Raw genomic sequence first — 12590 nt, 5'->3', positions numbered from 1 at the left:
CGATGTTGCGGATAACGGTTGACGTCTTCTCGGGCCGGCAGAACCCGGTCGCCGAGGTGGGCGACGACCGGGAGGCACGAGCGCTGCTGAGGGAGGTGCAGGGCCTCACGACCAGCCTCGCCGACGCCGATCCGGGCGGCGGGCTGGGGCCGCGGGGGTTCCTTCTCGAGACCCTCGGGGACGACGTCGCGGTCGACCCGTCCGCGGGTGCGACCAGCTACCTGTCCCTGTCCGCGCTCGGCGCGGCCGACCGCGGCACCGAGATCGCCGAGCGGCTGCTGAGCCTGGTGGAGACCGGCCGGGCGCCCGTGGACGCGCCGGACGCGGCGACCCTCGACACCGACCTGCGGGACCACCTGCTGGCGCAACTGGCCGGCGGGGGCGCCGAGTCCGTCACCGACCAGGTGGCCGCGGCGTCGGTGGCTGCGCCGGCGGAGCCCGCGGACGTGACCTGCACGATCGAGCTGGGGGTGTTCAACCCCGGCTTCTGGAACGACGACGCGACCGTCCGGCTGAACAACAACTGCTACAACTACGCGAGCAACTGGCGCACCGACACCTTCGCCCAGCCCGGCCGCGGGTGCGGACGCATGTACACGGCGATCACCTGTCCCGAGGTGACCCGCGCGGCCCTGTGCGACGGCGTGCACCGGCGGTTCGACTGCTTCCCGGACAGCGAGAAGCCGCGCTACCTGGTCGCGCTCGTGGTCGCCCCCGGCCCGGGGTTCGTCGACTACCACTGGTTCCGCAAGCAGAGCGGCGGCTTCTGGGGCCACAAGCCCGGCGGTACCGCGGCACGCAACACCGACAACAGCGGCGTGCTCATCACCAACCCCGAGACCGCGAACCGGGGGCCCTACACCCAGTTCTGCGGCTACTTCTACGGCTGCGACAGCCAGCGCCGGCGCATCCGCTGACACCCGCAGGCCGGCCCGCCCGGGAGGCTCCCGGGCGGGCCGGCCCGTGCTGGAGGAGGAGAGGGCCGGAGGAGAGGGTCAGCCCGCTCCGGCCGGTGGCCCCGCGGTCGGGGGCGTCTCAGCAGGACCCTCCGTCTCGGGAGGGCCCTCCGTCTCGGCAGGGCCCTCCCGCTCGGCACGGCCCTCCCGCTCGGCACGGCCCTGCCCGAGGAGGCGGACCTCGTCCCCCGCCACCTCGGGCGTGAGCCGCTCGACGTGCTCGTCGATCCACCCCCACGCCTCGTCGCCGTCCGGCTCCCGGTCCGGGACCCGCACCGGACCGGCTACCGACGGAGGACCGAGTCGGGTGCGACCTCGGGGGTGGGGTGCTCGACGTAGCCGCCGGTGCCGCCGATCTCCCCGATGACCTCGTGCATCCGCCCGGCCGTGAGCACACCCATGACGGCCAGGGACGTCGGTGACGGGAGGCTGTAGTCGTCGCAGGCGTCGAGGTCCACCTGGTAGCCCAGGTCCTGCAGGGCCCCGCCGGTCACCCGGCTGAGCGGGTTCGCGCCCTGGTTGACGAAGCCGGTCATCATCTCGGCGCCGAAGACGCTCTCCCGCCAGTGGCTGCCGATCGTCCCCGGCCCGAAGTCGTCCTCGATGGGCACCGGCACACCGGCCCCGTCCCCGCCCGGTACCGCGGCCGCGAGGTCCGCGAGGTCGGCGATCCGGACACCGGCGCACGGGTCCTGCAGCCGGCCGAACTCCGCCATGGCGGTCGGCCCGGTGAACGACCACTGCGGGGTGTTGCGGTTGGCCACGAAGCCCTTCGCGCTCCAGACGAAGTCGAGCATGCCGATGACGTGCCCCATCTCGTGCATGATCACGATGTCCCAGAGACCCTGCGCCATCATCGTCGGGATGTCGTCGACGTCGAACTCCATGCCGCCGGTGATGGGCAGGAACTCGTGCGTGCTGCCGGCCGGCCGCACCAGGCGGGGTCCGGCCCGGCCGAGGACGCGGCCGGGCCCGTCGATGGACACCCCGGCGGCGTCGATGCGGACGTCGTCGACCGTCGTGCCGTCGGGGAGCTCGACGTCCTCGAGGTCGCCGACGATGACCTCGGCCCACCGGTCCGCAGCCGTCCGGAAGGCCTGCTTCTGCTCCTCCGTCAGGCCGCCGAGGAACCGGACCTCGATGCGGAAGGGGTTGTCGGTGTCGGCGATGCGCTTGGCGACATCCTCCCTCGCCCTGGCCTCGTACACCTCCTCGACCTCGACCGCGTCCAGTCCCGAACCGAGTCCGGCGAAGAAAGTCGTCACTGTGACCTCCCGGTGAGGGCGTCGTCGTGCCGGTGGCCGGCAGGACGTGGACGGGACGCCGCGAGGCGACGGGTGTGCCGCGGTCCATCCCGCGCCCGCACGCTACGAGCGCTGCGTCAACGAACCGTCACCGTGCCGTCACCGGCTCCGCCGGCCCGGCGGCCGCGGCAGGGCCCCCCGCGTCACCCGACGTCGTGCGGCGGCCCGGCCCGCCGCACGACGTCGTCGAGCCAGTCGCGGACGGCGTCGAGCACCTCCTCCGGGGACGCCGCCACCGCGACCGTCACCTCCGGGGCCGACGTCCCCGCGGGGGTGTCCGCCTGCGTCAGCAGCCGGGCCCGGAACTGCCCGGCGCCCTCGAGCCAGACGCGGACGAGGAGCGCCGCGCTCGGGTGGTCGGCCACGTCGTCTCTCCTCCGGGTCCCACGCAGCGTCGCGGCGCCGGCTCCGGAGACGCCCGGCGCGGTCGACGTGCCGGGAGCCATGCTCAGACGTCGTGCTCCCCGGCGCAGTCCCCCGGACGGAGGACCCCCCGGGGCCGGAGGGGTCACCGCCCCGCGAGAGCCGGGGAGTGCGGCGGGAGTGACCGGCGGATCCGCGGGACGTGCCGGAGCAGCCGGGACATCTCCTCGCTGGGAGGCACGCCCAGCTCGGTCTCGAGCACGGTGCGGAAGAGCTCATAGGCCCGGACCGCCTCGGCGACGTTGCCCTCGGCCAGGTGGATCCGGACCACCATCCGGTGGGCGCTCTCGCGCAGCGGTTCGGCGCGGACGGCGGCGTGGGCGGCCTGCAGCGCCTCGCCGTGGCGGCCGAGCGAGGTCAGCCGGGCGGCCACGGCCTCCAGGCCCCGCATGCGGAGGTCCCGCAGCCGCTCGCGCTCCAGCAGGACCCAGTCGTCGTACCACCCCGGGAGAAGGTCGCCGAGGAGAGCGGCGTCGGGGAGCGCGACGTCACCGGAGGCCGTGGACGGCGTCACGGCCCGGCGCGCCCAGGCGTCGAGGTCGCGCACGTCGACCCGGACACCGGTCGCCAGCCGGAGGGCGTCCCCGGACACCTCGACCAGGTCCGGCGCCGCCTTCCGCAGCCGCCACAGCGCCGACCGCAGGCACCCGTGCGCGTGGTCCTCGGGCAGGTCGGGCCACAGGTGGCCGGCCGTCACCGCCCGCGTCTGCCGTCGGGACAGGCACAGGTGTGCCACCAGCCGCTGCACCGCACGCGGCAGCTCGTCGCCACCCGGTCGCGGACGGCGCCAGGGCAGGTCCAGCCCGAAACCGTCGAGCAGGGTGACGGAGGCGGAGGGGCGGTCCACGTGAGGGTCCTTCCTCTCGGACGGGCAGCGGGGACCGGGGCGGCGCCGGGATGGTGCCGGGGTGGGAGCAGGCACCCGATGCGGGACGGCGGGCGTCGCCGGCGGTGGGACCCGGGGAGGTCGTGCGGGGACCGCGGTGCGGCCGGGCGCCGCGGAGGCGCTGCGGCCCACGCCCCGGTGGCCCGGTGAGGTCGGGCGGCTCAGCCGGCGGAACGCCGCGGCGTCGGGCAGGACCGGGCGCTCCCCGTCCGGGGAGGTCCGGGAGGTCTGGGTTGGTCGACGACCGACATGGTTGCCCCCTGGACGCACGCGTTCTCGATGCGGGAGAGCAACGCTAGCCACGGCCGCGGGCCGGAACCGTACGCAGTTGTGCGTAGGGACGGGCCGCCGGGACGGGCCGAGTCCTAAGGCCCTTCCTCACCGGTACCGCGGCAATACGCTCGGTCACGTGTCGCGCACCACCACGTGCTCCGCAGCGTGGCTGGAACTCGTCGGGGACATCCTGCAGCGGGCGCCCGGGGACGCGGAGTTCCCGCACCCGCAGGTGGCCGACCTGCTGCTGCGGTCCTTCGACTCGGCCTGCTGCTCGCTGAACCACGTCGACGGCGCCTGGGTGGACCACGTCGTCCGCGGCTGGCCCGAGGGCTTCCTGCCGACGGTGCCACCGTCGGGGGTCCTCCCGAGTGCCCGCACCCAGCCGCTCATCCGCTGGCACGCGGCCACCGGCAGCGCGGCGGCCCAGATCCTGGGGCGCGTGCCCCGCGAGGTGGCCCCCGCGACCATGGTGGCGGAGTGGTCGGCGTTCGCCCGTCCGCTGGGGATCACCCACCAGCTCTCCCTGCCGCTGCGGGTCGGCGAGGGGATCGAGGCCTACGTGCTGAGCCGTCCCGACGACGACTACACCGACGACGACGCCGAGCTGGCCGGCCTGGTCCTCCCGGTGCTCGCGGCGCTGGCCCGCCACCACCTGGTGGTCTCCGACGCACCGCCGTGGCGCCGTGAGCGCGCCCGCGACACCGGCCTCACCGAACGCGAGTTCGCCGTCCTCACCCTCCTCGGCGCCGGACTGACCGCGGCGGCGATCGCCCGCCGCCTGCAGACCTCCCCCCGGACGGTGCACAAGCACCTCGAGCACGTCTACCGCAAGCTCGGGGTGCGCGACCGGCTCATGGCCGTGCAGCGGGCCCGGGACACCGGCCTGCTGGCCACCCCCGGCGGCCCCGTCGGTCCCGCCCGTCCCGCCGGTCCCGCCGGGACGACGGATCCCGGAGCGCTGGTCCCCTCGCCGCGGCGCGGGGACTGAGCGCCGGCCCGGCCCGGCCCATCGTGTCCCGAGCGCCGCCGACGTCCGCGGCACCGAGGACCGGAGGAGCCGCGTGGACCACGGAGGACGGCTGCGCCCGGCCGAGCAGCGCAGGGTCGTCGACGACTGGGCCGCGGACCCTGCACTCGCCGGGGCGGCCGTCCGCGGTGATGCTGCAGGCACCAGCCACCGCCCGGCAGGACGGAGATCCCCCATGTGGGCACAGACGCTCAGCGGCCCCTTCCGCTTCGAGCAGGTCGAGGTCGCCGCCCCCGACCCGGCGGCCCTGACGCCCGGCCACGTGCTGCTGGCCACCCGCGCCGGCGCCCTCTGCGGCAGCGACCTGCCCAACTTCCGGGGCGGGCTGTGGCCGCACCCGGCGGCCGAGGACGGCTGGGGGGCCACCCGCGCGCCCGGGTTCCCGATGCACGAGATCGTCGGGGAGGTCGTCGCCAGCCGGCACCCCGACCACTCCCCCGGCGACCTGGTCGTGGGCTGGGCGTCGATGTTCGACGGCATCGCCGAGCTCGTGGTCACCGACGGCGACGGCCTCGCCGGCTACGACGCCGGCCTGCCGGCGACCACCGCGGTCATGCTGCAGCCCCTGGCCTGCGTCCTCTACGCCGCCGAGCAGCTCGGCGACGTCACCGGGCAGGCGGTGGCGGTGATCGGCCAGGGCCCCATCGGCCTGCTGTTCAGCTCCGTCCTGAAGGCCCGCGGGGCGTCCCGGGTGACCGGCGTCGACCCGGTGGACCGCTCCGACGTCGCGCGGGTCTTCGGCGTCGACGAGACGGTCACCGCCCGGGCGGAGCGGTGGGCGGGCCGGCTGTCCGACGCCGACCGGCCGTCGGTGGTCGTCGAGGCGGTGGGCCACCAGATCTCGACGCTGCAGCCGGCGCTGGACGCCGTGGCGCCCGGTGGCCAGGTGTTCTACTTCGGCGTCCCCGACGACCGAGTCTACCCCTTCGACATGATGACCTTCCTGCGCAAGAACCTCACCCTGCGCTCGGGGGTCACCCTGGAGCGGCGGCGGGTGCTGGCCGACGCCGGCGCGTACCTCGCGGAGCACCCCGGGCTGCGGGACTGCTACGTGACGCACGTGCGCCCCGTCGCCGAGGTCGAGGCGGCCTTCACCGCGGCGATCTCCCCGCGGCCGGGGCAGCTCAAGATCGCCGTCGACATGGGCTGAGGGCGGCCGGCGGTCCGGCGCCGACACCGTCGTGCACCGGCAGATCGCCGTCCACGCGCGGATCCACGTGGTGACGGCCCGGTGACGTCGTCCTCCCTACCGTCCGTCCGCCCCACACGGACCCGGTCTCCCAGGAGGACCCCATGTCGACGCTCGTCGTCCACCTCTGCTGGACCGACGCCGACCCCGAACACCTGACCCGGCTGCAACGGCTGCTCCCGCCGCGCCACCTGGTGCCCGAGGGCCCGTGCCTCCACCGCCGCACGTGGCTGTCCGGCTCCCGGGTGCTGGGCATCGAGGTGTGGGGGGACGACGACGAGGCGCGCCGGCATCTCGCGGAGCTGCCGCTCGACTCGGCCGCGGCGGGTCTCGAGCCGCCGACCGTCGTCGCCTGCGTGTACCCGGACGTGTACCGGTCGGTGCTGCCGGTGCTCCTCGGGACGGCGGACGCGCGGACACCGGCGGGCGGCACGCTCGCGGACACGGGCGCACGGCGCTGAGCGGGACCGCGGTGGCGGTTGCTCGCCGTACTGCGAGCGGGACCACCCGCCCGGCGTACGGGTCAGGCGACCTCGCGCGCCGGCGTCCCCGCGCCCGGCTCGGGCCCGGCGAGGACCCAGGTGGTGCGCCCGTGCAGCGGCGGGGTCTTGGTGCCGTCGGTGAACCACACGACCACGCCCCCGTGCGCCCGGCAGTGCGAGCGCACGACCCGCACCCGCCCGTCCTGCCTGCTCTTGGCCGGCCGGACCAGCGGGAGACCGAAGTCGGTGCCGACCACGTCGGTGGTGAGCACCGGCTCGCCGGTGGGCAGGCGGGAGGTCGGGAGGGTGGTCATCGGGGCCTCCGGTGATCGCATCGAGTCGTCGAACGTGTGTTCGATCGTCCTCCCGTCGGGGGACGGGCGCAAGCTCAGTCCGGCCGCGTGCCGCTGCGGGTGACGCGGATCGTCCGCGGGGTGCGGGTGGTGCGGATCGGGAGGCTCTCGCCGAGCTCGACCAGGCGCTCCACCGCGGCGTCCTTGTCCACCTGGGAGCGCAGGCCGCCGCCGGACCACTCGCAGTCCAGGTCGCCCGCCGGTCCGGAGCGGCCGCGCAGCCGTTCCCGCGCGTACTCCTTGTGCCGCCGGGCCTCGTTCTCCGCGGCCCGCCAGGCGTCGTAGTCGTGCACGGCGGCGACGTAGTCCTGGTCGGTGACCGTCAGGCGGGACTGGCGGGATCCCTCCCCCTCGGTCGCGGGGTCGACCGGCGGACCCCAGCACAGGTCGAGGAACGGGCACCAGTCGCACATCGTGTCCACGCCGGGCCCGAACCCGTCGCGCGGGACGGCGTCGGCGCCGTCGTCCTCGACGGTGGCGTAGACGTCGGCGAGCCACATGATCGCCTCGGCGGTCAGCGCCGGGTCGTGGTCGGCCTCGAAGACGACGTCCTCGCCCGAGTCGCGCGACAGGTAGCGGATCCGCAGCCCGTCGACGTCCTGCCCGGCGCCGGCCTCGAGCCGGCGGTCGGCGGTCTGCCCGGTGCGCAGCAGCCAGGCGTAGACGGCGACCTGGAACCAGTGCCGCACCGGGACACCGCGGGTGAGGACCCGCTCGAACCCGAACCGGGACGTCGTCTTGAGGTCCTCCACGACCGGGGCGTGCCACCAGTCGCAGCGGCCCTTCACCTGCTCGCCCCGCAGGGCCACCTCGGTGAGGCCGCCGTACTGGCGGCGCAGGGCGCGCAGCACCCCGCGGTGCAGCTCGGTGCCCATGAAGGCCTGCAGCCCGGTGCGGGTGTTGGTCGGGCGGCGGCGGGCGATCCGGTAGGCCGCCCGCCGCCGGCACTCGCCGAGCTCGGAGGCGCCGATCATCCGCTGGCGGGAGCGGGCCCGGCGGCTGTCGAGGTCGCGCACCGCGGCGGCCAGGCTCGGCGCGGCCCGCCGCTCGGCGGCGCTGGGGCGGGCGGGCAGGACGGCGGTCACCGCGTCCTCCTCTGGTCGGGGCCGGGGCGGGGCCGGGAGTCCGGCCCCGCCCCGGCGGCTCGGCTCAGGCGACGTCCGGGCGGTCGTCGGCCGAGGCCCGCTGGCGGGCGATCACGTCGCGGACCAGCGCGGTCAGCCGCTTGGTGGCCACCTGCTCGGCCGGCCGGCCGAACCGGGCGCCGATCTGCTCCTCCGTGACGCCGAGGGCCTCCAGGCTGGCCAGCACGCCCCGGCGGGCGGCGTTGAGCCGGCGCTCCCGCGGGTCGTCCGGGGTCGCCGAGGGCTCCAGCAGCGGGTTGACCGGCGCGGTCTCGGGCTCGGGCGACGGGCGGGCGGCCGCCGCGGCGGCCCGGGCGGCCTCGACCACCGCGGCCGGCGTCTGCGGCGCCGGGGCCTGCGCGGCCGCGGGCGCCCGGCGGCGCTCCGCGGACCGGCCCCCGGCGGATGACGACGCCTCCACGAACTCCTCGTGCCGGGCCTGGATCAGCTCGGCGACGGTGTAGTTGCCGCCCGGGGTCGGCACGTCGACCGAGAGCAGCGCGGCGCGGTTGGCCTCGGCCCACACCTCGCGCAGCTCGTCGTCGTCACCGGCCTCGCCGATCCGCGCGACGAGGTCGGCGAGGTCCGAGCCCCGCCGTCCGGCCGCCGCACCGCCCCCGACGCCGGCCGCGACGGCGCCCGCTCGGGCGGCGGCGGCCTGCTCGGTCCGCTCGTGGTCGAGCAGCCCGCCGCCGTGGAAGGCGACGAGGTCGCGCACGTGCGCGGTGCCCGGGTCGCACTTGAGGGCGTCGAAGACCAGCCACTCCAGCAGCCGGCCGTTCGCCTCGCGTGCGGTGACCTCGCGGGCCGGGTCGTCGTTGGGCTTGATGCCCACGTGCACGCTGCGCGCGCCGACGATCAGCGGCCGCCGGCCGCGGCGCAGCCGCATCCACACGCTGGCCGCGTAGGGGAACTCCCGGTGGGTCTGCACCGACCAGGTCTTCTGCCCCTCGATCGGGCGGCCGTTGGCGTCGACCTCGGTGACCTCCTTGCCGCGCGCGGTCACCACGACGATGCCGGGGAAGGTCAGCAGCTCGGTCTGCAGCTTGCGCCAGCGCGCGCCGGCGTCGTTCCACAGGTTCTGGCTGATGGTGATCTCGGCGTTGGGGTCGCGCTTGAGCAGCTCGCGGTTGCGGGCGGACTTCGCGGCGCGCTCGCTGGCCCAGTCCTTCAGGCCGTCCCAGATGGCCGAGCCGGTGTCGATGCCGAGCACGACCGGCGGCTCGCCGGCGTCGGCCGCGCGGCGCGCCTCGGCCTTGACCGCCTGGACGGCGGCCAGCACCGCGGCGTAGGAGCCGTCGTGCTCCACGAGCTCGTAGCGCGCGCCGGGGATGGCGCCGTACTCGTCGCCGGCGCCCTCGTTGAGGTCGATCCAGTACAGCGCGCCGATCTTGTCGCTGGCGCTGAACTGGGCCAGCGCCCAGCTCTTGCCGGCCTTCTCCTCACCCTCCAGGAGGATGCACGGCCACGGCACGCGGCCGGTGGGCTTGCGGGTCTTGAGGCCGGAGGTGGCCATGGGGGACTCCTTGTCGACACGGGGAAGATGTCGATCCGGAATCTAGGGACGGGTACCGACAGAACCGTGCTGTCAAGCCGCCCCGCCGGACACGCGGGCGGGGCGTTCGCTCTCGGCGGAACGGTGACCGGCGTCCCACGGGGGCGCGGCGCGGCGGGCTGCACCGGGGACCGGCCGGCACTACCGTGCGGCACCGTGGGCGCCTCCTCCGACGACGGTCCGGGTGGGGCACGGGACGCCGTCCTCCCGCGACCGGCGACGCGCTACGAGCTGTGGCTGCGCAGCCAGGAGACCGCGCAGCGCCTGCAGGACGTCTACCGGCGCATGGCCGACGCCGGCAGCCCCGAGGCGTACCGGGCCTCCGCACCGGAGTTCCTGCGGCTGGTGCGCCGCCTGCTGACCCTGCGGCTGACCGCCGTCGCCACCGGCCGGCGGCTGGCCTTCGAGCAGCGGGTGCCGCCGGCCGGCGGCGTCGCGGTGGCCGCGCTGTGGGCGGAGGTGTTCTGGGCGGCGCGGGCCGCTTCGCCCGACGACGACTCCGGGGTGCTCGAGCGGGCCGACGCCTCCATCCGCGGCCTGCTCGCGTGCGCCCCGGACGACCTGGCCGACCGCTACGCCCTGACCGCCTGGTGGCTGCGGCTGCAGCAGGTGGAGGACACCTTCGCCGGCCTGGAGGTGCAGGCGCAGGCGGCGCTGGAGACCCGGGAGGAGCTCCGCGAGCACGAGCTGGAGACGCGCCGGCTGCACGCCCGCTGACGCCCTCGGGTCCTCGTCACGCCGCGCCCGGCAGCGGCTGGGGACGGCCGCGCAGCCGGCGGGCGAGGGCGGTGTGCCGCCGGCCGGAGCCGGTGGCCCGCACCGCCTGACCCAGCGCCCGCGGGGAGCCGACGAGCACGACGAGCTGCTTGGCGCGGGTGACCGCGGTGTAGAGCAGGTTGCGCTGCAGCATCATCCACGCGCTGGTCGTCAGCGGGACGACGACGCAGGGGTACTCGCTGCCCTGGGAGCGGTGGACGGTGACCGCGTAGGCGTGCACGAGCTCGTCGAGCTCGGCGAAGTCGTAGCGGATGGTCTCGTCCTCGTCGGTGACCACGGTGAGCGTCTGCTCGACCGGGTCGACGGCGGTGACGACGCCCTGGGTGCCGTTGAAGACCCCGTTGGCGCCCTTGTCGTAGTCGTTGCGGACCTGGCTGACCTTGTCCCCGACGCGGAACACCCGCCCGCCGAACCGCTTCTCGGCCCGGTCGGGGGCGGCCGGGGTGAGCGCCTCCTGCAGCAGCTCGTTGAGCGCGGCGGCGCCGGCCGGCCCGCGGTGCACCGGGGTGAGCACCTGGACGTCGCGGCGGGGGTCGAGCCCGAAGCGGGCCGGAATCCGCCGGACGACGACGTCCACGGTCAGCCGGGCGGCCTCCTCGGCGTCGTCGGTGCTGAACAGGAAGAAGTCGTCGAGGCCGCGCACCTGCGGCGGGCGGCCGGCGTTGATCCGGTGGGCGTTGGTCACCACCCCCGACCGGCTGGCCTGGCGGAACACCTGGGTCAGCCGCACGTGCGGGATGGGGGTGCCCTCGGCGAGCAGGTCGCGCAGCACCTCCCCGGCGCCGACCGAGGGCAGCTGGTCGACGTCGCCGACGAGCAGCAGGTGCGCTCCCGGGGGCACGGCCCGCACCAGCTTGTTGGCCAGCAGCAGGTCCAGCATCGAGGACTCGTCGACCACCACCAGGTCGGCGTCCAGCGGCCGGTCCCGGTCGTAGGCGGCGTCGCCGCCGGGCCGCAGCTCCAGCAGCCGGTGCACGGTGACCGCCTCGACGCCGGTCAGCTCGGTCAGCCGCTTGGCCGCCCGGCCGGTGGGGGCGGCCAGCAGCACCCGCGCGCCCTTGGCCGCCGCGAGCGTGACCACCGAGCGCACCGTGAAGCTCTTGCCGCAGCCGGGCCCGCCGGTGAGGACGGCGACCTTCGCCGTCAGGGCCAGGCGCACGGCGTCCTGCTGGCCGGGTGCCAGGTCCACGCCGGTGCACCGGCGCAGCCAGGACAGCGCGGCGTCCCAGTCCACCCCGCCGAAGGCCGCCATCCGGTCGACGTCGGCGCCGGCCAGCCGCTTGAGCCCTCCGGCGAGGGAGACCTCGGCGCGGTGGAAGGGGACGAGGTAGTACGCCACCGTGGGCGGCTCCCCCGGCGCGCCGGGAAACTCCTCGCGGACGAGGTTGTCCTCGGCCACCAGCAGGGCCAGGCAGTGCCGGACCAGGCTCGCCGGCACCTGCAGCATCTCCACCGACCGGGCGAGGAGGTCGTCCTCGGGGAGGAAGCAGTGACCCTGGCCGGTGGCCTCGGAGAGCACGAACTGCACGCCGGCCTCGACCCGCTCGGTGCTGTCGTGCGGGATGCCGACCGCGGCCGCGATGGTGTCGGCGGTCTTGAAGCCGATGCCCCAGACCTCGGCGGCCAGCCGGTAGGGCTCGGCGCGGACGACGCCGATCGACGCGTCGCCGTACTGCCGGTAGACGCGCACGGCCAGCGACGTCGACACCCCGACGCCCTGCAGGAAGACCATCACCTCCTTGATGGCCCGCTGCTCCTCCCAGGCCTCGGTGATCAGCCGGGTGCGCTTGGGGCCGAGGTTGGGCACCTCCGCCAGGCGCCCGGGCTGCTCCTCGATCACCCGCAGCGCGTCGGTGCCGAAGTGGTCGACGATCCGCTCGGCCAGCCGCGGGCCGATCCCCTTGACCAGCCCGGAGCCCAGGTAGCGGCGGATGCCCTGCACCGTGGCCGGCAGCACGGTGGTGTAGTCCTCGACGAGGAACTGGCGGCCGTACTGGGGGTGCGCCCCCCACCGTCCGCGCAGCCGCAGCGTCTCCCCCGGCTGCGCGCCCAGCAGCGACCCGACGACGGTGACCAGGTCACCGCCGCGCCCGGTGTCCACCCGGGCCACGGTGTAGCCGGTCTGCGGGTTGGCGAAGGTGACCCGCTCCAGCGTCGCCTCCAGGACCGACGGGGTCCGCACCTCCTGCACCCTGCCGATGGTCACACCTCCGGCGCGCGGGGGCCGGGCCACCGGTC

12 protein-coding genes are annotated in these 12590 nt (G+C 75.8%); 5 read left to right on the top strand and 7 right to left on the bottom strand.

The window, feature by feature from the left end:
- Positions 1 to 2 precede the first annotated feature (2 nt).
- On the top strand, positions 3 to 917 hold the full coding sequence (locus CHC04_RS09635; RefSeq protein ID WP_089403693.1) for a hypothetical protein: 915 nt from the start codon (positions 3 to 5) through the stop codon (positions 915 to 917).
- Positions 918 to 1240: 323 nt separating this feature from the next.
- Here CHC04_RS09635 and CHC04_RS09625 read toward each other — a convergent pair whose 3' ends face one another.
- From CHC04_RS09625 to CHC04_RS09615, 3 genes are all read right to left on the bottom strand, one after another.
- Positions 1241 to 2221 (bottom strand): leishmanolysin-related zinc metalloendopeptidase, encoded by a 981-nt coding sequence (locus CHC04_RS09625; RefSeq protein ID WP_089403691.1) that lies wholly within the window; start codon positions 2219 to 2221, stop codon positions 1241 to 1243.
- Between the two features lie 182 nt (positions 2222 to 2403).
- The gene (locus CHC04_RS09620) at positions 2404 to 2625 is read right to left on the bottom strand and encodes a hypothetical protein (protein ID WP_089403690.1); all 222 of its coding nucleotides are present in this window, start codon (positions 2623 to 2625) and stop codon (positions 2404 to 2406) included.
- A gap of 143 nt (positions 2626 to 2768) precedes the next feature.
- Positions 2769 to 3530, bottom strand: coding sequence for an AfsR/SARP family transcriptional regulator (locus CHC04_RS09615; RefSeq protein ID WP_089403689.1), 762 nt, complete (start codon positions 3528 to 3530; stop codon positions 2769 to 2771).
- Between the two features lie 448 nt (positions 3531 to 3978).
- Between CHC04_RS09615 and CHC04_RS24540 the strand changes: the two genes are divergently transcribed.
- The 3 genes from CHC04_RS24540 (at position 3979) to CHC04_RS09600 (ending at position 6522) form a co-directional block, all read left to right on the top strand.
- On the top strand, positions 3979 to 4833 hold the full coding sequence (locus CHC04_RS24540; RefSeq protein WP_217897277.1) for a helix-turn-helix transcriptional regulator: 855 nt from the start codon (positions 3979 to 3981) through the stop codon (positions 4831 to 4833).
- 214 nt (positions 4834 to 5047) lie between these two features.
- On the top strand, positions 5048 to 6022 hold the full coding sequence (locus tag CHC04_RS09605; protein WP_089403688.1) for a zinc-binding dehydrogenase: 975 nt from the start codon (positions 5048 to 5050) through the stop codon (positions 6020 to 6022).
- A 143-nt stretch (positions 6023 to 6165) separates the two neighbouring features.
- The gene (locus tag CHC04_RS09600) at positions 6166 to 6522 is read left to right on the top strand and encodes a hypothetical protein (RefSeq protein WP_089403687.1); all 357 of its coding nucleotides are present in this window, start codon (positions 6166 to 6168) and stop codon (positions 6520 to 6522) included.
- Between the two features lie 62 nt (positions 6523 to 6584).
- Here CHC04_RS09600 and CHC04_RS09595 read toward each other — a convergent pair whose 3' ends face one another.
- The 3 genes from CHC04_RS09595 to CHC04_RS09585 all read right to left on the bottom strand — a co-directional run bounded on the left by CHC04_RS09595 (position 6585) and on the right by CHC04_RS09585 (position 9536).
- Positions 6585 to 6857, bottom strand: a complete 273-nt coding sequence (locus CHC04_RS09595) for a hypothetical protein (protein WP_089403686.1) — start codon at positions 6855 to 6857, stop codon at positions 6585 to 6587.
- Between the two features lie 74 nt (positions 6858 to 6931).
- Positions 6932 to 7981, bottom strand: a complete 1050-nt coding sequence (locus CHC04_RS09590; protein WP_089403685.1) for a PD-(D/E)XK nuclease family protein — start codon at positions 7979 to 7981, stop codon at positions 6932 to 6934.
- Positions 7982 to 8045: 64 nt separating this feature from the next.
- Positions 8046 to 9536 carry a hypothetical protein gene (locus CHC04_RS09585; protein ID WP_089403684.1) on the bottom strand — a complete coding sequence of 497 codons (1491 nt, stop codon included), beginning with the start codon at positions 9534 to 9536 and terminating at the stop codon, positions 8046 to 8048.
- Between the two features lie 195 nt (positions 9537 to 9731).
- Between CHC04_RS09585 and CHC04_RS09580 the strand changes: the two genes are divergently transcribed.
- On the top strand, positions 9732 to 10292 hold the full coding sequence (locus CHC04_RS09580) for a hypothetical protein (protein WP_089403683.1): 561 nt from the start codon (positions 9732 to 9734) through the stop codon (positions 10290 to 10292).
- Between the two features lie 16 nt (positions 10293 to 10308).
- Here CHC04_RS09580 and recD2 read toward each other — a convergent pair whose 3' ends face one another.
- Positions 10309 to 12543 carry an SF1B family DNA helicase RecD2 gene (recD2, locus tag CHC04_RS09575; protein WP_089404013.1) on the bottom strand — a complete coding sequence of 745 codons (2235 nt, stop codon included), beginning with the start codon at positions 12541 to 12543 and terminating at the stop codon, positions 10309 to 10311.
- Between the last annotated feature and the right edge of the window lie 47 nt (positions 12544 to 12590).

The sequence above is a fragment of the Geodermatophilus saharensis genome (assembly GCF_900188205.1).
GTDB classification, from domain to species: domain Bacteria; phylum Actinomycetota; class Actinomycetes; order Mycobacteriales; family Geodermatophilaceae; genus Geodermatophilus; species Geodermatophilus saharensis.
This window is presented reverse-complemented; position numbering and strand designations above follow the sequence as displayed.

Bases quoted from the DNA above. Each gene is read 5' to 3' on its own strand.
- CHC04_RS09600 (WP_089403687.1), top strand. From the start codon at position 6,166: ATGTCGACGCTCGTCGTCCACCTCTGCTGGACCGACGCCGACCCCGAA.
- CHC04_RS09595 (WP_089403686.1), bottom strand. From the start codon at position 6,857: ATGACCACCCTCCCGACCTCCCGCCTGCCCACCGGCGAGCCGGTGCTC.
- CHC04_RS09635 (WP_089403693.1), top strand. From the start codon at position 3: ATGTTGCGGATAACGGTTGACGTCTTCTCGGGCCGGCAGAACCCGGTC.
- CHC04_RS09605 (WP_089403688.1), top strand. From the start codon at position 5,048: ATGTGGGCACAGACGCTCAGCGGCCCCTTCCGCTTCGAGCAGGTCGAG.
- CHC04_RS09585 (WP_089403684.1), bottom strand. From the start codon at position 9,536: ATGGCCACCTCCGGCCTCAAGACCCGCAAGCCCACCGGCCGCGTGCCG.